This window comes from Alteromonas sp. AWJ4_199 (assembly GCF_056159165.1).
Genome location: NZ_JBSWUR010000002.1, coordinates 372,505 through 394,356, shown reverse-complemented (window position 1 = coordinate 394,356; position 21,852 = coordinate 372,505). Strand labels below are relative to the sequence as shown.

Annotated in this window: 17 protein-coding genes; 9 read left to right on the top strand and 8 right to left on the bottom strand. The window is 45.2% G+C overall.

Annotated elements, in window-relative coordinates; all coding sequences use genetic code 11:
• Positions 1-6 precede the first annotated feature (6 nt).
• The 3 genes from ACXAER_RS16650 to ACXAER_RS16640 all read left to right on the top strand — a co-directional run bounded on the left by ACXAER_RS16650 (position 7) and on the right by ACXAER_RS16640 (position 3,366).
• Complete coding sequence (locus ACXAER_RS16650) at positions 7-648, top strand: energy-coupling factor ABC transporter permease (protein ID WP_474831184.1); 642 nt, start codon at positions 7-9, stop codon at positions 646-648.
• Between the two features lie 103 nt (positions 649-751).
• The gene (locus ACXAER_RS16645; RefSeq protein ID WP_474831182.1) at positions 752-1,927 is read left to right on the top strand and encodes an FIST signal transduction protein; all 1,176 of its coding nucleotides are present in this window, start codon (positions 752-754) and stop codon (positions 1,925-1,927) included.
• Positions 1,924-3,366 carry an ATP-binding protein gene (locus ACXAER_RS16640; protein WP_474831181.1) on the top strand — a complete coding sequence of 481 codons (1,443 nt, stop codon included), beginning with the start codon at positions 1,924-1,926 and terminating at the stop codon, positions 3,364-3,366. The genes ACXAER_RS16645 and ACXAER_RS16640 overlap by 4 nt, the downstream gene beginning before the upstream one ends.
• 23 nt (positions 3,367-3,389) lie before the next feature.
• Here ACXAER_RS16640 and ACXAER_RS16635 read toward each other — a convergent pair whose 3' ends face one another.
• Positions 3,390-3,953, bottom strand: coding sequence for a phosphoribosyltransferase (locus tag ACXAER_RS16635; RefSeq protein WP_118489551.1), 564 nt, complete (start codon positions 3,951-3,953; stop codon positions 3,390-3,392).
• A 77-nt stretch (positions 3,954-4,030) separates the two neighbouring features.
• Positions 4,031-5,311, bottom strand: coding sequence for a lipoprotein-releasing ABC transporter permease subunit (locus tag ACXAER_RS16630; RefSeq protein WP_474831180.1), 1,281 nt, complete (start codon positions 5,309-5,311; stop codon positions 4,031-4,033).
• Between the two features lie 192 nt (positions 5,312-5,503).
• On the opposite strand from ACXAER_RS16630, the gene ACXAER_RS16625 reads away from it, so the two are divergent.
• From ACXAER_RS16625 to ACXAER_RS16610, 4 genes are all read left to right on the top strand, one after another.
• On the top strand, positions 5,504-6,106 hold the full coding sequence (locus ACXAER_RS16625) for a PilZ domain-containing protein (RefSeq protein ID WP_474831179.1): 603 nt from the start codon (positions 5,504-5,506) through the stop codon (positions 6,104-6,106).
• A gap of 58 nt (positions 6,107-6,164) precedes the next feature.
• Positions 6,165-9,662, top strand: coding sequence for a transcription-repair coupling factor (gene mfd, locus ACXAER_RS16620; RefSeq protein WP_474831178.1), 3,498 nt, complete (start codon positions 6,165-6,167; stop codon positions 9,660-9,662).
• Between the two features lies 1 nt (position 9,663).
• The gene (locus tag ACXAER_RS16615; RefSeq protein WP_474831177.1) at positions 9,664-11,424 is read left to right on the top strand and encodes a CsiV family protein; all 1,761 of its coding nucleotides are present in this window, start codon (positions 9,664-9,666) and stop codon (positions 11,422-11,424) included.
• Between the two features lie 230 nt (positions 11,425-11,654).
• Positions 11,655-12,170, top strand: a complete 516-nt coding sequence (locus ACXAER_RS16610) for a cob(I)yrinic acid a,c-diamide adenosyltransferase (RefSeq protein WP_474831176.1) — start codon at positions 11,655-11,657, stop codon at positions 12,168-12,170.
• A 130-nt stretch (positions 12,171-12,300) separates the two neighbouring features.
• Here ACXAER_RS16610 and nagZ read toward each other — a convergent pair whose 3' ends face one another.
• The gene (gene nagZ / locus ACXAER_RS16605; RefSeq protein WP_474831284.1) at positions 12,301-13,311 is read right to left on the bottom strand and encodes a beta-N-acetylhexosaminidase; all 1,011 of its coding nucleotides are present in this window, start codon (positions 13,309-13,311) and stop codon (positions 12,301-12,303) included.
• A gap of 98 nt (positions 13,312-13,409) precedes the next feature.
• Here nagZ and ACXAER_RS16600 point away from each other — a divergent pair, with 98 nt between their 5' ends.
• Together ACXAER_RS16600 and ybaK are read left to right on the top strand one after the other, a co-directional pair.
• Positions 13,410-15,887, top strand: coding sequence for a penicillin acylase family protein (locus tag ACXAER_RS16600; protein ID WP_474831175.1), 2,478 nt, complete (start codon positions 13,410-13,412; stop codon positions 15,885-15,887).
• The gene (ybaK, locus tag ACXAER_RS16595) at positions 15,884-16,354 is read left to right on the top strand and encodes a Cys-tRNA(Pro) deacylase (RefSeq protein WP_474831174.1); all 471 of its coding nucleotides are present in this window, start codon (positions 15,884-15,886) and stop codon (positions 16,352-16,354) included. The genes ACXAER_RS16600 and ybaK overlap by 4 nt, the downstream gene beginning before the upstream one ends.
• A 60-nt stretch (positions 16,355-16,414) precedes the next feature.
• Here the strand turns inward: ybaK and ACXAER_RS16590 are convergent, their stop codons facing one another.
• The 5 genes from ACXAER_RS16590 to pheS form a co-directional block, all read right to left on the bottom strand.
• Positions 16,415-17,008, bottom strand: coding sequence for a hypothetical protein (locus tag ACXAER_RS16590; protein ID WP_061094791.1), 594 nt, complete (start codon positions 17,006-17,008; stop codon positions 16,415-16,417).
• A gap of 473 nt (positions 17,009-17,481) precedes the next feature.
• Positions 17,482-18,027 (bottom strand): hypothetical protein, encoded by a 546-nt coding sequence (locus ACXAER_RS16585; protein WP_474831173.1) that lies wholly within the window; start codon positions 18,025-18,027, stop codon positions 17,482-17,484.
• A gap of 114 nt (positions 18,028-18,141) precedes the next feature.
• Positions 18,142-18,441, bottom strand: a complete 300-nt coding sequence (ihfA, locus tag ACXAER_RS16580; protein ID WP_012518129.1) for an integration host factor subunit alpha — start codon at positions 18,439-18,441, stop codon at positions 18,142-18,144.
• 3 nt (positions 18,442-18,444) lie between these two features.
• Entirely contained in the window at positions 18,445-20,832 is a 2,388-nt protein-coding gene (gene pheT / locus ACXAER_RS16575) for a phenylalanine--tRNA ligase subunit beta (RefSeq protein WP_474831172.1), read from the bottom strand.
• Positions 20,833-20,846: 14 nt separating this feature from the next.
• Complete coding sequence (gene pheS / locus ACXAER_RS16570; RefSeq protein ID WP_015066912.1) at positions 20,847-21,827, bottom strand: phenylalanine--tRNA ligase subunit alpha; 981 nt, start codon at positions 21,825-21,827, stop codon at positions 20,847-20,849.
• Positions 21,828-21,852: the final 25 nt, after the last annotated feature.

Below are 21,852 nucleotides of genomic sequence, written 5' to 3'. Positions count from 1 at the left end.
GTACTAGTGAGTTCATTACAGTTGTTGGCATTGCTAATCTATGGCGCGTTTTTGTTAGGCGCGGTTAAGCACATCGACTTTACTCACTTTGCTCGCAACAAACAGCAGCAACACCTTATATTCGGCACTGCTGCCTCTCTATTTGTGCTCTGGTTGTTTAAAGCGGGGATTTTTGAAGGCTTAGATGTTCATTTTCTAGGCCTTTCTGTCCTAACCCTTATGTTGGGCTTTAGAAATGCAATTATTGCCTCGTTTATCGCGCTTTTGGGGGCAAACTTAATAGGTTACGGCACGTGGGAAAATTTCGGTGTGAATGGTCTGCTTGGAACTATTTTACCAATTGGAACAACTTACCTTTTCTACATGTTGTCTTTCCACCGTATCCCCAGACAACTGTTTGTATATATCTTTGTGTGTGCATTTTTTCCTGCCGCACTATCAATCGCTCTTAAAACCTTATCGCTAGGCGCCTTCTATTATTTTGAAGGTACGTATACTTGGGACATCGTTTTCGATAACTATATTTTACTCATTCCGCTATTGGTGTTTCCAGAAGCTCTTCTAAACGGAATGGCTATTACCCTACTCGTTATTTACCAGCCAACTTGGGTGTATACCTTCCACGACAAATTTTACCTCGACAATTAAACCCTTTACCTCTTCAAATCACTTCACTTATTAAACTAAAAGTTAATAAGCTTTTTCTAATTTCAATCTATGATTAAAGAGTGAAGTCGAGTGGTAGAGCTAAATGAAAATTCAGACATTTGCATTACAGTGCGATGGTACTGCAAGCGTAACATCGCAACTAGAGAGTATTTTAGCCGATGAAAGGCCTTCACTACTCATCGGTTACGGCAATGCCGATTTATCATTAGATACATTTACAAGAACTATAACCGATACAGCGCTACCATTTTTCATCTCTAGTTCTTGCTTAGGCGCGTTGCTTTGCGATAACAACGTAGCCTCCCCCAACTGTGATTTAGCCTTGTTCTGCATTAACGATGAGAACGGGGCATACGGTGTAGGCAGCGAGGATATAACTGAGTGCGACCCATTTAAAGCGGGAGCAACTTCCTTGCAGAAAGCATTAGCAAACGCAGAGAGGCCATACGAAAGCCCAGCCCTTATCTGGTGCTCGCTTCCCCCTGGCAATGAAGAAAGCATACTCGAAGGTTTTGCCAGCGTTGTAGGAACAAAGGTTCCTATCTTCGGGGGCTCAATGGCAGATAATACTGTTTCAGGCAATTGGTGCACAGTAACAACGACTTCCTCAGGGCCTCAAACCGTTGCCGTAGCAGTTCTATACCCTTCAACACCTTTGGGTTTAAGCTATAGCTCTGGTTACAAACCTACTGAGACTGTGTTTAAAGCCACTACTGCCAAAGGCCGACAACTTCACCAACTCGATAATGGTAAAGCCAGCACTATCTACAATAATGCGACTAATGGCTTGATTGCACAACAGCTTAACGGCGGGCAAATATTAGGTCTTACTTCAAAAGCGCCTTTGGGTAAGCCAGTTGCGTTGGACAATGGTGCAGTAAACTATCTTCTCTGCCATCCCGACTCGGTAGACGACGATGGGACCCTTCATGTTTTTTCCGAAGTACAAGAAGGCGAAGAGCTGGTTTTAATGGAAGGCAATATTACAAGCCTCACCTCTCGTGCAGAGCGTGTTATCAATAATGCAATAATGCTGCTTCCGGAAAACAAAACGCCCGTTGGCGTATTGATGATTTATTGCGCCGGATGCCGGTTAATGGTTGGTGATGAGATAAATGCGATGTTGAACTCGTTACAAAAAACGTTTCTATCGCTACCTATTTGTGGCCCATTTACGTTTGGCGAACAGGGGCGCTTTTTAGACGGCAAAAACAGACACGGTAACCTTATGATATCAGCGGTAGTGTTTTCTCGATGAATAAAGATTACGAAAATGTTTTAGAAGATCTAGCCCTTGTTTACCGTTTGAAGCAACAAGCTGAGGCCCATAAAAAAGAAAGCGATGTCTTGCTAGAGGGCACGCGGGTGCTGCTTACTGCTGAGGATGAAACAGATCTTTATAAGAAGATGTTTAGCGTTTTTAAGGGGCTTTACAACTACGAAGTATGCTTTGTTCTTCAAAACGAAAGTGCGGGCAAAATGAGGTGTATAAATAGCACGCATGATGCTTTATATGATACGGTTTGGAAGATAGACGACACCCTTTCTCGCGCAGTCAAAAGTGAACCCGTTGCATTATTTAATATTCAACAACAACCTACTTGGCAACAGCACCTAGCCTTATTTGAATCTCCTGTCACATCGGTGCTCTACTGCCCATTTAAAGTACATCAGCAACAGGCCGTTATTGTTTTTTGCCATCAATCTCTGGGTTACTACACCCAGGAATACGTAGATATGGCCAATAGATACCGTACCTTTACCGAGCAAATGGCAATGGGTATGCAGGCAAAATTAATGACGCTGGAAACAGTCAGGCTGAAAGAAGAAAAAGCCAAAGTAGAAAAAAGCCTTATCGATTCTGAAAAAATGGCTTCTCTAGGGTTATTGGCAGCAGGTGTGGCCCACGAAATAAATAACCCAATAGCGTTTATCAACAGTAACATTCACTTTTTAAGAAACGTATTGCCTGCTTTATCTCAGATGCAGGACATAGTGCTGCAGTTGGCATCAAGTGCTAGCGATAAAGAAAGGTTAGAAATAGCGCAAAAAGCAATCCTATGGCAATCGCACAATAAGTTAGATTCACTAAGTGATGAAATTGCAGATATTTGTGGGGAATCTGAAGAAGGCTTAAAAAGAGTCACTGACATAATCACCAGCCTTCGTTCCTTTTCTCATGATGCCGACATCCCTGATGATGAAACTATTAATGTAAATGACTGTATTGGGCATGCCTTAAGGTTAGTAAATAGCGAATTAAAACACCGCATCAAAATACAACAGCACTTAACAGAAGTCCCGCTAATTAAAGGTAAAACCGGAAAGTTAAATCAGGTGTTGGTGAACCTTTTTGTCAATGCTGCGCAAGCGATGGATGATGGAGACAAGCTAACCATTTCTTCTTTTGAAGAAGATAACCATACTGTTATCACCATCAAAGATACGGGTTGTGGTATAGAAAAACACGCTCTGCAAAAACTTTTCGAGCCGTTTTACACCACTAAGCCTACAGGTAAAGGAACGGGTTTAGGACTTTATATTTCTTTTTCTATCGTTGAGGCCATGGGCGGCACTATTGCCGTAGATAGCGAGGTTAACGTGGGTACTACGTTTACGCTCTCGTTTCCAACGAATTTGGCCAATAAAAAAACCGCACAATCGTGCGGTTTAGATACGTTCGATAGCGATTTGTAATCGCTATTAAAGCTATATGGCTGTTACTTCTGGAATAAAATGTCCATAACGTCAGCTAACTCGCCCTTTCCTTCACGGATCTCTTCTTCTGACAGACCTGCAATTTCGTGAGGAAACACTAGCCATTCATCACTTTCGTTTACGTAGTAATCTGGCACGATATCAGTAGTGTTGTTTTGAGGCTTATACCAAGGGCACGCAATGCGAATATCTTTTGGCATGTTCAAGCGCATAAGCTTGTTAATTTGCTTGATAAGCGCGTCAACACTTCGGCCTGAGTCAAAAACATCATCAACAATCAATAACTTATCATCAGCGTTGGCATTTTCGACCAAGTAATGTAATCCGTGCACACGGATTTCTTTCGACTGTTTATTGATTCCATAGTAAGACGAAGTACGTACCGCGATATGGTCGGTCGACGTATCTTTAAATTCAAAGAATTCTTGAACTGCGATACCAATTGGAGCACCACCACGCCAAATACCAATAATAAAGTCAGGGCGGAAGCCGTCTTCATACACCTTTGCCGCTAAGCGAAAGGAATCCTGTAGAAGCGATTGCGAGGTGATAAAATTCTTGTTCATGACGTCTCACTGAGCAAATTTTAAAAGACCGCGAGTATAGTGAATTTCGCGGTCTTTTGCACGGTAAATTCAACTATTTATTCGTTTTGAAGAGCCTGAGACGGTGCAATTTTCATCGCTTTGCGTGCAGGATAAACGCTGGCTAAAACGCACAACAATAACGACAGCAAAGTAATGCTGATAATTTGCACTACGTCCATTTCAATGGGCAGTCCTCTTCCGTCAGCCGCTAGCGCCAACGGTGAACCTATTGCATCCAGAATATTATTTAGCTGAAGCGTTATAAAGACACCCAAGATAAGCCCGATACCTGCGCCTTTAATACCATTAAATAAGCCATTCAAAACAAAAATCCACATTACCGTACTCGGCAACATACCTTGAGTTTGAAGTACCGCAATATCGCCCTGCTTTTCGGTTACTACCATTACCAATGCAGACACTATGTTAAATGCAGCTACAGCGATAATAAGTAACAACATGAGTGTCATCATGTTCTTTTCCATTTTTACAGCATCAAACAGCGGCCCCTGGCGCTCCCGCCACGTTCTAATATTATTTGCAGAGACACCCACCCTATCTGTTAACTCATTAACCACCGCTTGGTAATTGAACGCATCATTCAGAAAGAGACGCAATGATTGTTTATTGCCTTTGGGGTCTCTCATTAAGCGATTCACATCATCAAGGTTCATGTACATCACCTTGTCATCCATTTGCGAGCCCATATCGAAGACACCCACTACAGTCACAAGCCTCTGACTTGGCATTCTACCAAACGGAGTATAAACACTGGCACCTGCAACCATAACTCGCAGCCGGTCGCCTACACGCGCATCAAGCTTTATAGCCAGTGAACGCCCAATGATGGCGGCGAAACTACCTTTAGCAAGGTCACTGAATCGACCTTGCTCCATATGGTTTGCAACTAAGGTGTGCTCAAGCATCACATCTGGCTGAACACCGTGAACCTGCACGCCGCGCAAGTCTGAGCGTGACTGCACTACGGCTTCAGCTTCTCTGTAGTCCATACTGGCAACAACGCCTTCGATGGGTGTCATGCTAATTTCATTTTGGGTGGGTGTCTTTGCAACTTCTTTTTGGGTGGGTGTCTTGCTAAGGCTGCTGCTTGCTATGGGTGTCTTTGTAATTTCAATGTGGGGGACTATCCCTAATATGCGCTGTTTTAACTGCCCTTCTAGGCCATTCATTACGGATACTACGATAATAAGCGCCATTAGCCCTAGCGCGATGCCGGCCACTGAAAATCGGTTGATAAATGAGACAAAACTGGTTTGGCTTGCTTTGTTAGACTTGGCATAACGATAAGCAATGAATGCAGAAAGAGGATAAAACATAGCGCCTTGCTTTTCAGTAATACGGTAATCTGCCTTACATTTAGCTATGCTTAGTGAATAAATAATTCAGATAAGTAGCCCAAAGGCGAGATGACGGGTTAACCCCAAAATAGTAAAGTGGGTATACTACATGTGACCGGTATACTACTTATAAGTTACTAGCGGCACAAGAAATAGTGGCAGAGGAATGATGTGAGCGAACTTAGCCTAGAACAAAAAAAAGCCCAATTCGATGAGTATTTTTCTATTGCGCACAGCATAAATGCCAATGTGCGCCCGTTAGGTGACAATGAAAAAGTACCTGATGAGGACAACCTTGAAGACTCGATGCCCTATGCATTTCGCATTGCCAGCGAAATGGCCGCGTTAGAAGCGCAGGCAATTCGCCCTTTAAGAAACTTAGGTGATCACGCCGAAACCTTGGCGGAATACCTAAATCATCAGTCGCGAAAAATTGACCTAATGATGTCGTATGTATTGCATCAACAAGATGAGCCCGAATACCGTTTCAAAACGATAAAACTCGGTGGTGGTGGTGTAATTATTGAATCGTCTGACGCGCTGAACGTAGGTACTAGAGCAGAGCTAAAGCTTTTTCTTGACGCCGAAGCCGCAGCAATTTTTTGTTTTGGTGAAGTAATTACTTGCGAGCAAGTTGAAGATAGTTACCATATCGCCTTTATTTTTAATACCATTCGAGAGCAAGACCAAGAGCTTTTAGTTCGCGCCAGTTTGCATATTCAAACACAGCAACTAAGAAAACGGGCGAAAGAAAAAAAAGCGGGATCTGAATAGCCCCTAACAACAGTATATAAGCCGTAAAACTCATCTTGCATTTAAAAAACAGGACGTCATGACAGCCACTTTATTATCGCTTCCATTACCTGCGCCTAAAAAAGAAGCCTCATCACAAGATCACAAACAATGGGGCCAACTGCAAGGCAGCAGCGCCGCGTTATGTATTAGCCAAACGCTAAACCAATACAAAGGCCCTATTGTATTGATTACCGCCGATACGCCATCGGCAATGAAGCTTGAAAAAGAAATCGCATTTTTCTTAAGCGATAATCAAAAAAATACGCCCATTACCCTGTTTCCAGACTGGGAAACGCTGCCATACGATTCCTTTTCACCTCACCAAGACATTGTTTCGCAAAGATTAGAAACCCTGTTTCGCTTTACCCAACAAGTCGAAGGCGTTTTTATTGTTCCTGTTAACACGCTAATGCAGCGCCTTGCGCCTACCGACTATTTAGCAAAGTACCTACTGATGCTAAATAAAGGCGACACCTTAGACAGAGATCAATTCAGACGCAACTTAGAACAAGCTGGCTATCTTCACGTTAGCCAGGTAATGAGCCATAGCGAATTCTCGGTACGCGGCAGTATTATCGACCTATTCCCAATGGGTAGCGACCAGCCGTTTCGAATAGATTTATTCGACGATGAAATCGACTCTATTCGCTATTTCGATACAGAAACCCAGCGATCTGGCGAAGCGGTGAATAAAATTCGCCTGCTTCCCGCTCGCGAATTCCCAACTGATAAAGAAGCGATAACCCTTTTTCGCCAACAGTTTTTAGAAAAATTCGACGCTAACAACGCCTCTGAAAGCGTCTTTTCGCAAGTAAGCAAAGGCACCATGCCAAGTGGTGTTGAATATTACTTGCCTTTATTTTTCAAACAAACCGCGACTTTGTTCGATTACCTTCACCCAAAAAGTCTGCTGTTGCTTCACGGTGATGTGCAAGACGCCGGCGAGTTCTTCTGGGCCGATGTGCAAGAACGTTACGAGCAGTATCGTTATAACTTAGCTCGTCCGTTACTTGCACCAGACGAACTGTTCTTACCCATTAACGAGCTATTCGGTGCTATTAAGCAATGGCCTCGTGCGTCGCTTTCCAGCAAGGTACTTGAAGAAAAACACGGTTCTACCAACCTTCAGTGCGAAAAACTTAATGACATTGCGATTAACTCGCAGAAAAAAGTACCTGCTGAACGACTTATTAAAACCGTAAATCAGGCTACTGACAACGGGGCTAAAGTACTGTTTTGTGCTGAAACCCAAGGTCGCCGAGAGGGCTTGCTAACCGTACTAGCCAAAGCTGGCATAAAACCAACAATTGTTGATAGCTTTAGCGACTTCATCGCAAGCCACGAAACTATTGGTATTACGGTAGGTATGGTTGATAACAGCTTCCGCTGGCAAACCCAGGAAGGCGAGCTGTTATTTATTACGGAAACCGAGTTACTAGGTCAAAAAGTAAGCCAGCGCCGTTTACGTGATAAGCGCACCGCCACAGACGAAAGCGCCATAATTCGCAACTTGGCCGAACTTTCTATCGGCCAACCTGTAGTGCATTTAGACCACGGCGTGGGCCGTTACCTAGGCTTGCAAACGCTAGATGCAGGCGGTGTTGCAACCGAATACTTGTGTATTGAGTACGCCAAACAATCAAAATTGTACGTACCCGTTGCGTCACTCCACTTAATTTCGCGCTACACCGGCGGAGATGCAGACAGCGCACCAGTCAGCGCTTTAGGTTCTGACGCCTGGACAAAAGCCAAGCAAAAAGCGGCTGAAAAAGTCCGTGACGTAGCCGCTGAGCTTTTAGATGTATACGCCCGCCGCGCTGCTAAACCCGGTTTCTCTTACAATATAAACTGGGACGACTACCAAGCATTCTCAGACAGCTTCCCCTTTGAAGAAACTCCCGACCAGGCGCAAGCTATCGCTGCGGTTATGCACGACATGGGAAGCCCATCAGCTATGGATCGCTTAGTATGCGGCGACGTAGGCTTCGGTAAAACCGAGGTTGCCATGCGAGCCGCATTCCTTGCCGCAAATGCAGGTAAACAGGTAGCTATATTAGTGCCTACTACCCTACTGGCTCAGCAACATTACGAGAACTTCAAAGACCGCTTCGCCGCTTGGCCGTTTGAAATTGAAGTAATGAGCCGCTTTGTCAGCGGTAAAGCGCAAAAGTCTGTGGTGGAGCGTATTGGCGAAGGTAAAGTCGATATCGTGGTAGGCACGCATAAGTTGCTATCTAGCGATATTAAGTACAAAGACTTAGGCCTTGTGATCATCGACGAAGAACACCGCTTTGGTGTGCGTCAAAAAGAGAAGCTAAAATCTTTACGTGCCGATGTCGATATTCTAACCCTTACCGCTACGCCTATTCCTCGTACGCTGAACATGGCGTTATCTGGCATGCGCGACTTGTCTATCATCGCTACAGCGCCGGCCCGTCGTTTATCAATTAAAACCTTTGTGCAGCAGCGTAATAAAGCCGTTATTCGCGAAGCCATCATGCGTGAAATTCTACGTGGTGGTCAGGTTTACTTCCTTCATAATGAAGTGGAAAGTATTGCACGAACGGTGGAAGAGATTGCCGAAATTGTTCCCGAGGCACGTATTGCAATGGGGCACGGTCAAATGCGCGAGCGCGAACTAGAAGGCGTAATGAGCGACTTCTACCACCAGCGCTACAACGTGCTTGTTTGTACCACTATCATTGAAACAGGTATCGACGTACCAAGTGCAAACACCATTATTATGGACAGGGCCGACCATTTAGGTTTAGCACAGCTTCACCAGCTTCGTGGTCGTGTGGGTCGTTCCCATCACCAAGCCTACGCTTACCTGTTAACACCGCATCCAAAGCGAATGACCAAAGATGCAGTGAAACGCTTAGAAGCCATATCTCAACTTGAAGATTTAGGTGCAGGTTTCGCCCTTGCTACCCACGACTTGGAAATTCGTGGGGCTGGTGAGCTTTTAGGTGACGACCAATCAGGGCAAATCGCCAGTATTGGTTTCAGCCTTTACATGGATATGCTCGATAAAGCGGTTAACGCCCTTAAAGATGGTCGTGAGCCGTCGTTAGACGATGCAACATCAGGGCACACTGAGGTAGAATTACGTATTCCTGCTCTATTGCCTGAAGACTATATTGCCGACGTCAACACCCGCCTATCGCTATACAAGCGTTTGGCAAGCTGTACTAACCAAGACGATATTGATGAGTTCCAGGTAGAGTGCATTGACCGTTTCGGTCTTTTACCAGAACCAGCTAAAAACTTGATAGAAGTAGCTGAAATTAAACTAAAAGCCCAAGAGTTAGGCATTCTAAAAGTAGACTTGTCGGCCCAAGGCGGTACCATAGAGTTCAAAGAAAACACTAAGGTCGATCCGGGCTTTATTATTAGCTTGGTACAAACCAAACCCAATACCTTTAAGTTTGAAGGTAGCCAAAAACTGCGTTTGGTGAAAAAGACCGAAACAGCTAAAGAACGCATCGCGTTTATTAGCGATATTATTGCCGATTTTGCAAAGGAGTCGCGATAACATGAAGTTATCTCGCTGGTGCCCGTTAGTCGCATCAATAAGCGCCGTATTTTTAATAACAATTTCAACCACAGCTTACGCCAACGATAACTGGTGGTTTGATGTGGAAGTGATTGCGTTTAAGCGCAATGTGGCACTGACTGAGTTAGAAGAGCAGTTTTCGCTAGCCGACAACTTAAACGCCCCTCGCGCTCAGGCAGACATCATTAGCGATGTAATTGCACCCGACATTAGCTATTTAAAGCAAGGTTTAGCCGTTTGCGGTGCAGACTCTACGGTAAAATGGCCAAACGAAACCCTTTTTGATATTCCTTCAAAAAATGTAGATTTTTTATCGCTATCTACCTTATCTAGCACACAAAATAGCGTTAAGACTAAGAGTGCCCAACGCAATAATACACAGGGTGTATCGCACTCTGACGCAACAAGCAGAGTCTACGGTGATGTTTCAAGCTTGGCGGCAGGCGTCTCGTCTCGCACTTCAGATGTAAATAATCAAAGACAAACGGCGTTTAACAAAAGCCAAGATAACGTAGTTTATTCATCAACTGGGTATACCAGTAACGCAGATTATTCAAATGCCGAGACCGCAGGTAACACACCAGATGCAACAACTATCGCTAGCTACTGGACATCGTTTTTTGGGGTAAAACAAACTACGCCCGTTGCTGTTCCCAAGTTTAAATATTGCGAAGAAGCAAAACCTTGGCTTAGCGCAGAAATTACCACTGTACTAAACGTTATGGCCTCGGCAGAGAGCGACGTGAACAGTAATACAAGAACAAGCGCTATTTCAGATAACACGGGGGCAATTCAGTCTGCACTGAAGCCGGCAATTGTTTGGAAGGTCAACAAACCAGACAACAGAATGCCTGCCCCGGCTAATCTACCCATTATAGTTGAAGGGCACGACTGGCCACTAGCCTCAAAAGCTCACTTACTTACTAGTGAACAACAGGCGCTATCATCTATTTCTCGCCAAATTCGCTCGAACCGACAGCTAGAACGCTTATTTCATGCTACCTGGCGTCAGCCCGTTATGTTTGGCAAAAATAAGGCTTTTGATGTACGCCTCTACGGTGGCCAAAACTACGCGCAGCAGTTCGATTTAAATGGCGACATGCGAGAGCAAGTGCAGTCCACCGCTAATATTAGCCAATCGCAAAATGGCAAGTCGGAATTTGGATATGATGTAACCGCAGGTTTAAGCGCTAATAACACATCAAATTCGCCAAACGACGACGCATTTAGCCCCGTAAGCACAAGCGAAGATGCGAATAGCGCATACAATACTTCAGCATTGAGCGATGGTGAGTTAGCTAGCATGTCTGATATTTTTGCTGACTTAGACCGCCGGCTATCAAACCCGCAAGCTATAAAATATGAAGCGTTCAAAGCGCTAGATACCGCCATAATTGTGGAGCAAGGCGACGACAGCGCCCTAGACCCATCGCTAAGAACCCCCATTTGGGAAATAGACGGCACAATAAAAGTTTTTCTTAAATACATCAATCGCGTACCGTATCTTCATGTGGATGGCGAGATGTTCTACCGCCAGCCAGTGCCGCTAAGTTACTTTAGTAGTGAAGAAAGTAACGCTGCATCAGCTGACCAAGCAACACCAACCGAATATAAGTTAGTGTCAGTTCCGCTGGCCGAGCAGCGACGCGTAATAAGCACTCAATTACACTATTTCGACCACCCCTTGTTTGGGTTTGTAGTTCAGGTTCGCCGATACAACCGCCCTAACGTCAGCGAGTAGCGTTTTTCGGGCCTGGCACAGCAATAGCGCTTCCAGCTTTGTGGTTGCTAACCGATGGTTGCTGGTCGCTGGTTGCAAGTTGCGAGTTGCGAGTTGCGAGTTGCGAGTTGCGAGTTGCGAGTTGCGAGTTGCGAGTTGCGAGTTGCGAGTTGCGAGTTGCGAGTTTGCAGCATTTAGTGGCATAACGCGTAAAAGCAGAACAAGAAAAGAGTTAAGAAAATAAGGTTTTTATGAAAATTTACACTCGCTCTGGCGATAAAGGCAGTACGCAAATTTATGCCGACAAAGCCGTACGTGTTGATAAAGACGATTTGGTTGTACAAAGCTACGGTGACATGGACGAACTAAATAGCCATATTGGTTTGCTAGCCGCTTACGTCGCTGACGAACATAAGCCAATGCTGCACGACATTCAGCGTAACCTGTTCCAAGCTGGCTTTGCCATCTCTGCAAGCTCTACATTGAAGCAAGCCGACGTTGAAAACTTAGAAAGCCTTATAGACACCATTACAAGCAAAATGCCGCCCAATACTTCGTTCGTACTGCCCGGCGGATGTAAAGCGGCAGCCCAGGCTCATGTATGCCGAGCCGTGTGCCGCCGTGCGGAGCGCGCTGTTATCAGCCTTGCCAAACACTACGACGTACCCGAAGTGGTGCACGCGTACTTGAACCGCTTGAGTGATTTCCTTTTCACCTTTGCGCGCTTTATGAATGTAGAAGCCGGGGTAGAAGAAACTAAGGTGTAAAGTGTCGTTGTCGATTTACCAATGATGCGCCAGGGGAAACAGGCAGTCATAAAATCAGCTATAAAGCAGGCAAACGTACACCGAGATAACTTACTAGCATAAATGAAGAATAAAACGGTAGGTATAACACCTACCGTTCGCTCAGACGCTTAACCATTTCAACAGCACTGTCGTAATTATCATTAAGCCCTACAGGCATAACCCGCCCGTATAGCGCCATAACCCGCTCTTGCTTCTGTGAATCGCCTTCGCTTAAGTTAGAAAAGCGCGCTTCTAATCCATCCAGAATACTCTCGGCCCCTTCGGGATTGTTACAGGCAAGTACCATGTCGCAGCCAGCATCTAACGCAGCTTCAGCGCGCTCCACATAGCTTCCGGCAACGCTCGCGCCATGCATAGACAAATCATCGGAAAATACAGCGCCACTAAAGCCCAAGTCACGCTTAAGCACATCTTGCAGCCATTTCGGTGAAAACCCGGCTGGCTTATTGCACACCTGGTTATAAATAACATGAGCAGGCATAACACCATCAAGCATAGCGCGCTCAACTAAGCGCTCAAACACCACCATATCGGTACTTCGTATGGCATCAAAATCTCGCTCATCTACCGGCAATGCGATATGTGAGTCGGGGGCAACACTGCCGTGCCCAGGGAAATGTTTTCCAATAGCTGGCATGTTTACCGCTTTAAGCCCTTGGATAAGGTGGGTAGCAAGACGTATTACCTCGCGTGCATTATCAGCAAATGCTCTATCGCCAATAACTTGCGATACACCGTTAATATCCAGCACAGGCGCAAAACTAAAATCAATATCTAAGGTTTTAAGCTCGTGTGCCAATACTAGCCCACACGCCTTAGCATACGCTGCACTTTCATCCTGATGTTCTGACTGCTTCAGAATACTGCCCATTGCAGGTATTGCGGTGAAACCTTCACGGAAGCGCTGAACTCGGCCCCCTTCGTGATCAACCGCTATCAATACAGGTCTCTTGGCATAGCGCCTTATATCTTGAACAAGCGCAGAAAGCTGGCGTTTATCATGATAATTACGACTAAATAAAATTACGCCCCCTACCACTGGATGGGCTAACTTTTCCTTTTCTTCAGGCGCAAGTTCTTCAGCCTGACAATCCAACATTAATGGTCCCACAGCACCGCCTTTGTATATGTCATAAAACATCACTTCAATTTTGCTAGTTCTGTGGTTAGGATAGAGAAAAATAGGGAGTTTTACACGTGATAAATTGGTTCAAGTGGTTGGTTTTAAGTGTTTTAACATTACTTTTAATAGCGGCTTTGGGGCTTTACATATCGCTTCGGCTAAGCTTACCCGCGCTTGATGGAAACAGCGCCACTTATCACGTAAACGCACCCACAGAGTTAAGCCGCGACGGTTTAGGTCATGCTGTCATTAACGCCGACGATGTTTTCGATGCTGCTTACGCTTTAGGCTTTGCCCACGCACAAGACCGCTTTTTTCAAATGGACCTTCAGCGCCGCGCCGCGTCGGGTGGTTTGTCGCAGTGGGTTGGTGATGTAGCACTAGACATTGATAAAAAAGCGCGCTTTCACCAATTTGAAAAACGAGCAAAAGTCGTATTCAAGAACCTGCCTTCAACACAACAAGATTTGTTAGTACGCTACGCTCACGGTGTAAATGACGCACTAGATGAATACACTTTACCGCCGTTCGAGTACCTCGCAGCAGGCGTTGACATAAAACAATGGCAGCCCACCGACAGCATTCTAGTCATCTATAGCATGTATTTGGACTTACAAGGCACCCAAGTAGAACTAGATTTAGCCAGAGAAGCACTACTTTCAACTTTCGGAAATGATATCTATAGCTTTATTACCCAGCCAAGTAACTATCAAGCCGCATTAGATGCCAGCGAAATTCCCTTACTCGAGGCTGAAATTCCAGACTACCCTGCCTCCCTTCGTACAGATATAACTGCACCAGCTAGTAGCATTGACGAGCGCGCTGAACAGGGCTCAGACAACAAAACAGTTGAGCCCATAAGCGATAGCCAAAGTGAAAATTCAGCATCTATCGAATTTTCACCCCGTAAATATGGCAAACCTGAATCTACACCAAGTAAAATCATCAATAAAGACACCGCTATTGCTCGTGCCGAATATAACGGCACTGAGCTACCCGACATCGGCAGTAACAACTGGGCAGTAACAGGAAACTACACATCAACAGGTGCAGGCCTTTTAGCCAACGACATGCACTTAGGCTTACGTGTGCCAATTATTTGGTATCGCGCCCAGCTTAACTACCAGGAATCGGGTAGCGATGTGCAGGTAACAGGTGTTTCTTTACCTGGCATACCTGGAATTGTAGTGGGTACCAACGGTCATATTGCGTGGGGCTTTACTAACGCAAATCTAGATAATGTGGACTGGATTGAATTAGAGGAAACAACGCCTACCGATACTGTAACAGAGCGTATCTCCCTACCCGATGGCGAACATGAATTCACATTTGAAGTAAGCAAATACGGCCCTGTAAAAGAACTAAACGATAAACGATACGCGCTCAATTGGGTTGCGCACCACCCTTTTGCTGCCAACTTGAATATTATAAATTTCGGCACGGCCAAGAATGTTCAGACCGCAATAAATACAGCCAAGCGCATTGCCATTCCAACACAGAATCTAGTAGTTGTAGATGAAACTGGTAATGCCGCGTGGCTACCTGGTGGCGCGGTGATGGATAGGCAAACGGCGTCGTTCACCGCCATAAAACAGCAAGATGCAATAGAACCAAAGCGCGCTACACAACTTCCAATATTATTAAACCCTGAAATGGGAAGAATATGGACGGCCAATGCCAGAGTTATATCAGCTAAAGACTTCAAAGTATGGGGCGACGGTGGCTATGCCCTTGGCGCCCGCGGGCAACAAATAAGAGACCGACTCTTTGAAAAAGACACCTTCAGTGAAACCGACTTTTACGCTATTCAGCTAGATAATCACGCCCGCTTCCTCATTCCATGGCAGCACCTATTGTACGGCTTGCTTAACATGCAAGACGTTGAGTTCAAACCAGACCTTGCTTATTTAAACGCGTGGAAAGAGTGCGCATGTGAAGACTCAGTGGGCTACACCCTAGTTAAGCACTTTAGGCGCGAGGTAATACAAACACTGTTTGGTGGCATGCTTTCACACTTAGACCAACAAGGTGTAAACAGCCGTACTCTGCTTAGAGGTATTGAGCCTGCCGCTTGGCAGCTTATTCATAGCCAGCCTGATGCATGGCTACCTGCCGACACTGAAAATTTTGACGAGTTATTAGTAGATGCTTACAGACGCGCCAAACACAAATTATTAGATAAGTATTCCCCAGTAGAAGCTAACATGGAAACCTTAGCTTGGGGCAAGGTCAATGCACTATCTGTAGAGCACCCTTTCGCTAGTCAAATTCCACTAGTTGGAAGCATGTTAAATATGCAGCAAGTGGAAGGCTTTGGCGATACTTACATGCCCGCAGTGCAAGCGCCTAATTTTGGTGCTTCTGAGCGATTCTTTGTAAGCCCTGGTCATTTAGAAGATGCCATTCTGACCTTACCTGGTGGGCAGAGCGGACACCCGCTGTCAGAGTTTTTTACAGCAGGTTTTAACGACTATGCCACCCACGCGGCAACGCCTCTACTACCGAGTGAACCTATACATAGCCGAACATTCTATAAAAAAGAGGCTGAATGACACCTGCAATCACACTACTTACCAAAAAGCGTATAGCCCATAAGGTATTAAAGTATGACCACGATGCAAATGCGGCTTCCTACGGACTTGAAGCGGTTGAAAAGCTAAACCTTAACTCCGATACCGTGTTTAAAACCTTAGTGGTGAGTACAGATACCAAAAAACTGGCTGTTGCTGTAGTACCGGTAAATACCAAGCTAAGCGAAAAGAAAATGGCGAAAGCATTAGGTGTGAAAAAGGTAGAAATGGCCCATGCAAACGCGGTAATGGTTGCCACAGGCTATGTATTGGGTGGAGTAAGCCCGTTGGGGCAAAAAAAACGCTTACCAAGCGTTATTCACAAAAGCGCTGAAAATCTGCAAACTATTCACGTAAGCGCGGGAAAGCGAGGGTTAGAAGTGGCGCTTTCCTCTGCCGATTTAGCTTTGCTGACAAGCGCTAAATTTGCAGATATTTCGGTAAATTAACTTAGCGCAATTTAGAACCTCGTTAACTGCGCTAGCAAAAACTAACTGCGCGGTATTTGGTTATGCAACTGCCGCCATTATATTCTTAAGGTTTTCGATTGGTTTGAGCCTTTTTTTAATCAGCACATCTTCGTTTATCTTGAGGATAATACCTTTCAGTAAATCAGTGGTGTTTTCTATGTGCGAGAGTGACTTAAGATGCTCTATGTCTTCGAAAATCTTACGCCCTTTTAGCGATAGGCGCTTTTCTGATCTACCTTTTGCCAAGTCACTTTGAAGGTAACTCGCTATCTTTTTTGCTGACTTTTCATCTTCAGACAATGAGTGAATGTAGTACTTCATCATGCTTGGAACAAAGTCTGTAGTTGCACCAATTTCCATTGTCGCTAAATTGAGAATATCGATTAAATGCGCAGGTAAACGCCCTTCCACTGGCTTTCGCTTTGCTTCATATTGACGTTTAACCGCAGGTGTGGATTGGTGAGGTAATACAGTCACACTTTCACACTTATCACATACCCCTACCAAAACCTTTTTAACCACACCCGTACCATCACTGAAAGGAACATCTCTAAGTTGAAATGTCGCATTTTCAAATGACTGGCACGTGCTGCATGCCGCTTTCTGCGACTCGCCTACTTTGAAAATTTTCATATCTTTTCCTTAATGATGGACGCTAATAAAAACGCTATTCGGCTCTACGAAATACCATTTAACATACCAATTATGACCGGCTCGCCTCGTCTTAATTATGTGTACCGTAATGCTGCTATCATAATGATGAGGGCTGGAAGAATAATCGTTTCCTCGACTTCGACCTATAATTTCGGCAACTTCCTCAAGCGATACTTGCCCAATTGCCAATAGATTTTTAACATCAATATCGTTTCTCTGCTCATGGGAAACGTATCCTTTATTTAGACAGTCAATGACCTGCCGCTTTATTTCCTTGTAACCCACCCTGCACTCCACATGCACGCCAAATGTACGCCAAATTGCGTACATTTTCAAATTAAGCTTTCAATAAATCTATAGTATGAAAAGTAGGAAAGGGTATGAAGCTGGTCTGCGGTATAGGTTTCTGATGAGTGTTTGAATGCAGCGCGAGCAATAGCCTAAAACATAGCCTAATTACCCGCCTGCGCTAACCACTGCTTGCGCGCTTCCTCAAGCGCGGCTTCATCGGGCTGTTCGTTGCCCGAAATAGCTACGGCAATTTGCTGAATAATTTCATCGCGCTTTTTAATCAACGCATCAGTGCGAGGGAAGAGATCTTTAGCTTCAGGATACTGCGCCTTCAGCGATTCAACGTCTTCTAAGGCATAATAGCGCGCTTCAAAGGCTTCGTTATACAGCTGGCGTTTGGCATTAAAAACAACGTAGTCTTTTGCGGTTTCCGAATTAAGATAATCCATATCCTCTGAAGATAAATTAGCAGCCTGCCCTACTTCACGGGCTTGCTCCATCCATGAATTTACAGCTTCGTCATTTCCCTCTTTAACAGCTTGCTTTACGCCCTGCTGCAAATCGCTGGCGTGAAGAATTTCCATAACCGTAATAAGCGGAACTTGCGCAGCGCTTTGGTCTCGCTTATCTGCATCTACCGACAAATAAGCAAACCATGAAAAGGTAGCGGCAATAATAATAGCAAGAACGACAAGTGCTTTTTTCACACTTTCCTCCAAAAACATTGCATATAGAAATCAGTGCGGGTGCACTGTAAAAAAGAAGCAATACAAAAAGAGCGAGAGTTCTCGCTCTTTTTCAGTATTGTAACGACCTAAAGATTATTGGTCGACAGGCTCTGAGTTTTCAACTCGGCTTTTCAGTTTTTGACCCGGGCGGAAAGTTACCACGCGGCGCGCTTTAATTGGAATGTCTTCGCCGGTTTTAGGATTTCGGCCAGGCCGTTCGTTTTTATCACGCAGGTCAAAGTTACCAAAACCTGACAGTTTTACTTGCTCACCAGATTCCAGAGCGCCTTTAATCTCTTCGAAAAAAAGCTCTACCAGATCCTTCGCATCACGCTTGTTAATGCCTAGTTTCTCGAATAGGTGTTCAGCCATCTCGGCTTTGGTCAATGCCATAGTTTACTCTCTTAACGCGGCCCCAAACTCAGATTCCAGACCTTTAACCACAGTATCTACAGCTTGCTGAATCTCAGCTTCTTCCAAGGTTTTATCCGGATCTTGTAAATGAAGTGACAAAGCAAGGCTCTTATAGCCAGGCTCAATTCCCTTGCCTTTGTACTCATCGAACAAGTTTAGAGCAACTAGTTGATTTACGCCAATATTTTCTATGTAAGAAAGCACATTTCCTACACGCACTTCATCTTTAACCGTAATAGCAATATCACGGCGATTCGATGGGAAGCGCGATACTGGTACGGCTGACGGTAATTTACGATCGGTAATGGCATCTACCACTAGTTCGAACACAAATACACGGCCGTTAACACCAAGCAATTTAGTAAACTGCGGGTGTATAGCACCAATATAGCCAACTTCTTCATCATTAAGCAAAATTTTTGCCGTCATACCAGGGTGTAGCGCACTATGCTGCCCTGTAACGAACTGGAACTCACCGGTTTTACCTGTAAGTGCCAACAACGCCTCAACGTCGGCTTTTGCATCGAAGAAATCAACCGGGCTATCGCCCAAGTCCCAATGTTCTTCATTACGACGCCCTGCTACTACACCACCAATTACTTGTTGTTGCAATACACCATTAGGCGCATCTTGTTGAGGAATAAAGCGTAATCCGGTTTCAAACATGCGAACACGTTGCTGCTGACGCTTCTGATTATAAGCAGTAGCACCTAGCAAACCCGGCCATAAACTAACGCGCATTACCGACATATCAGAAGAAATTGGGTGTGGTAGCACCATGCCTTTCTCGTCTGGGAATAATGCGTTTTGAATTTTAGGGTCAACAAACGAGTAAGTAATCGCTTCATTGTAGCCACGGCTAAGAAGCAACGACTTCATTGCATTTAGCGGAAGCTTAGCTTCTTGCGAAGGTAGCATTGCCAAGGTCGCTTTGGGCGCCACGTTTGGAATGTTGTTGTAGCCATAAACACGGGCAATTTCTTCAATCAAATCTTCTTCAATTGAGATATCGAAACGATAGCTTGGCGCAACCGCTTCCCAGCCTGCTTCAATTTGAGTAACGTCTAAACCAAGGCGGTTAAGCATTTCCGTTACTTTTGCATCATCAATGCTAATACCTAGTACACGCGCTAAACGTTCGCGACGAAGCGTAACCGTTGCCTGCTTAGGTAGCTTGTCTTCAGCCACAGCTTCAACCACAGGGCCAGCTTCACCACCACAAATTTCAAGAACGAGTGCTGTAGCACGTTCCATGGCTTTACGCTGAAGTAGCGGGTCTACACCACGCTCATAGCGGTGCGAGGCATCGGTATGCAAACCGTACTGACGGGCACGACCCATAATCGCATCACGGCTGAAGAACGCACTTTCAAGCAAGATATCTTGGGTTTCAGTCGTTACACCAGAGTGTAGGCCACCGAAAATACCCGCCATTGCTAGCGCTTTGTTGTCATCGGCAATAACCAAAGTGTTGCTTTGCAGCTTAGCTTCGGTTTCGTCAAGTAGCGTAAGGGCTTCGCCTTCGTTCGCCATACGCACGTTAATGTTGCCTTCAATGCTGGCAAGGTTAAACGCGTGCATTGGCTGGCCAAGCTCTAGCAATACAAAGTTAGTCACATCTACAATGGGGTCGATGCTGCGAATACCGCAACGACGAAGCTTTTCAACTAACCACAGTGGCGATGCTGCGTTTACGTTAACGCCTTTAACCACACGGCCTAAGTAACGCGGGCATGCGTCATCAGCGCTTAACGTAATTGATAATTTATCATCAATAGTAGCCTCTACAGATGCTACTTCAGGCTCGCACACGTCAAGGTTATTAAGCACGCCTACTTCACGGGCAATACCGCGAATACCCAAACAATCTGCACGGTTTGGTGTAAGGTCTACTTCAATAGCGTTATCATCAAGACCAAGGTAATCGCGAATGTCTTCGCCAATAGGTGCATCGGCTGGAAGCTCGATAATACCGTCGTGGTCGTCGCTAATACCTAGCTCAGAAAAGCTACATAGCATGCCGAATGACGGCTCGCCGCGAAGCTTCGCTTTCTTAATTTTAAAATCGCCTGGCAATACAGCGCCAACAACCGCTACCGCTACTTTAATGCCCTGACGACAGTTAGGTGCACCACAAACGATATCAAGTAGCTCATCGCCACCTACGTTAATTTTTGTTACGCGCAGTTTATCTGCGTTAGGGTGCTGACCGCACTCCACTACTTCACCTACTAGCACGCCTTTAAAATCGCCTGCTACTGGCTCAACGCCGTCTACTTCAAGGCCAGCCATGCTCAACTGTTCAGACAGCTCATGTGCCGACAGCGACGGGTTAACCCACTCTCTTAGCCATTTTTCACTGAATTTCATGTGTACTCTCTGCCTTAGTTGAACTGCTTAAGGAAACGAAGATCGTTTTCAAAGAACGCGCGCAAGTCGTTAACACCGTAACGAAGCATAGTTAAGCGCTCTACGCCCATACCAAAGGCAAAACCTGTGTACTCTTCTGGGTCGATACCCACTGCTTTAAGTACATTTGGGTGCACCATGCCGCAGCCTAGTACTTCAAGCCACTGACCGTTTTTACCCATAACGTCTACTTCAGCTGAAGGCTCGGTAAACGGGAAGTAAGACGGACGGAAGCGAATTTCTAGTGACTCTTCAAAGAAGTGATGTAAGAAGTCGTGCAAAATACCTTTAAGGTCGGTAAAGCTAACGTTCTTATCAACCATCAAACCTTCCACTTGGTGGAACATTGGCGTGTGAGTTTGATCGTAATCGTTACGATACACGCGCCCTGGCGAAATAATGCGCAGTGGCGGCTTTTCCGCTTCCATAGTACGAATTTGAACACCAGAGGTTTGCGTACGAAGCATCATGTCTGGGTTAAAATAGAAGGTATCGTGATCGGCACGCGCTGGGTGATTCGCAGGAATGTTCAATGCGTCGAAGTTGTGAAAACCATCTTCAATTTCAGGGCCAGTTTTAACTGAAAAGCCAAGCTCGCCAAAGAAAGATTCAATACGCGCAATTGTACGGCTAACCGGGTGCAAGTTACCTGGCTTTTCAGTGCGACCAGGCAAAGTTACATCAATAGCTTCTTCGGCTAGCTTTTTGTTAAGCTCTTCAGTGCGTAAAAACTCACCTTTTGCAGAAATAGCTTGCTGAATAACCTGCTTAGCTTGGTTAATCTTTTGGCCTGCGGCAGGACGTTCTTCGTTCGATAACTTTCCAAGCCCTTTAAGTAAGTCGGTAAGTTTACCTTTCTTACCCATAAATTCGACCCTAACTTGGTCTAATGTGGCTGCATCTTGGGCAGCGTCAATCTGGCTTTGTGCCTGATTGATAATAGCGTCAAGCTCCATGTTTTCCTCAATTTACATGATGACT

Bases quoted from the DNA above. Each gene is read 5' to 3' on its own strand.
- ACXAER_RS16645 (WP_474831182.1), top strand. From the start codon at position 752: ATGAAAATTCAGACATTTGCATTACAGTGCGATGGTACTGCAAGCGTA.
- ACXAER_RS16640 (WP_474831181.1), top strand. From the start codon at position 1,924: ATGAATAAAGATTACGAAAATGTTTTAGAAGATCTAGCCCTTGTTTAC.
- ACXAER_RS16635 (WP_118489551.1), bottom strand. From the start codon at position 3,953: ATGAACAAGAATTTTATCACCTCGCAATCGCTTCTACAGGATTCCTTT.
- ACXAER_RS16630 (WP_474831180.1), bottom strand. From the start codon at position 5,311: ATGTTTTATCCTCTTTCTGCATTCATTGCTTATCGTTATGCCAAGTCT.
- mfd (WP_474831178.1), top strand. From the start codon at position 6,165: ATGACAGCCACTTTATTATCGCTTCCATTACCTGCGCCTAAAAAAGAA.
- ACXAER_RS16615 (WP_474831177.1), top strand. From the start codon at position 9,664: ATGAAGTTATCTCGCTGGTGCCCGTTAGTCGCATCAATAAGCGCCGTA.
- ACXAER_RS16610 (WP_474831176.1), top strand. From the start codon at position 11,655: ATGAAAATTTACACTCGCTCTGGCGATAAAGGCAGTACGCAAATTTAT.
- nagZ (WP_474831284.1), bottom strand. From the start codon at position 13,311: ATGTTGGATTGTCAGGCTGAAGAACTTGCGCCTGAAGAAAAGGAAAAG.
- ybaK (WP_474831174.1), top strand. From the start codon at position 15,884: ATGACACCTGCAATCACACTACTTACCAAAAAGCGTATAGCCCATAAG.
- ACXAER_RS16590 (WP_061094791.1), bottom strand. From the start codon at position 17,008: ATGAAAATTTTCAAAGTAGGCGAGTCGCAGAAAGCGGCATGCAGCACG.
- ihfA (WP_012518129.1), bottom strand. From the start codon at position 18,441: ATGGCATTGACCAAAGCCGAGATGGCTGAACACCTATTCGAGAAACTA.
- pheT (WP_474831172.1), bottom strand. From the start codon at position 20,832: ATGAAATTCAGTGAAAAATGGCTAAGAGAGTGGGTTAACCCGTCGCTG.
- pheS (WP_015066912.1), bottom strand. From the start codon at position 21,827: ATGGAGCTTGACGCTATTATCAATCAGGCACAAAGCCAGATTGACGCT.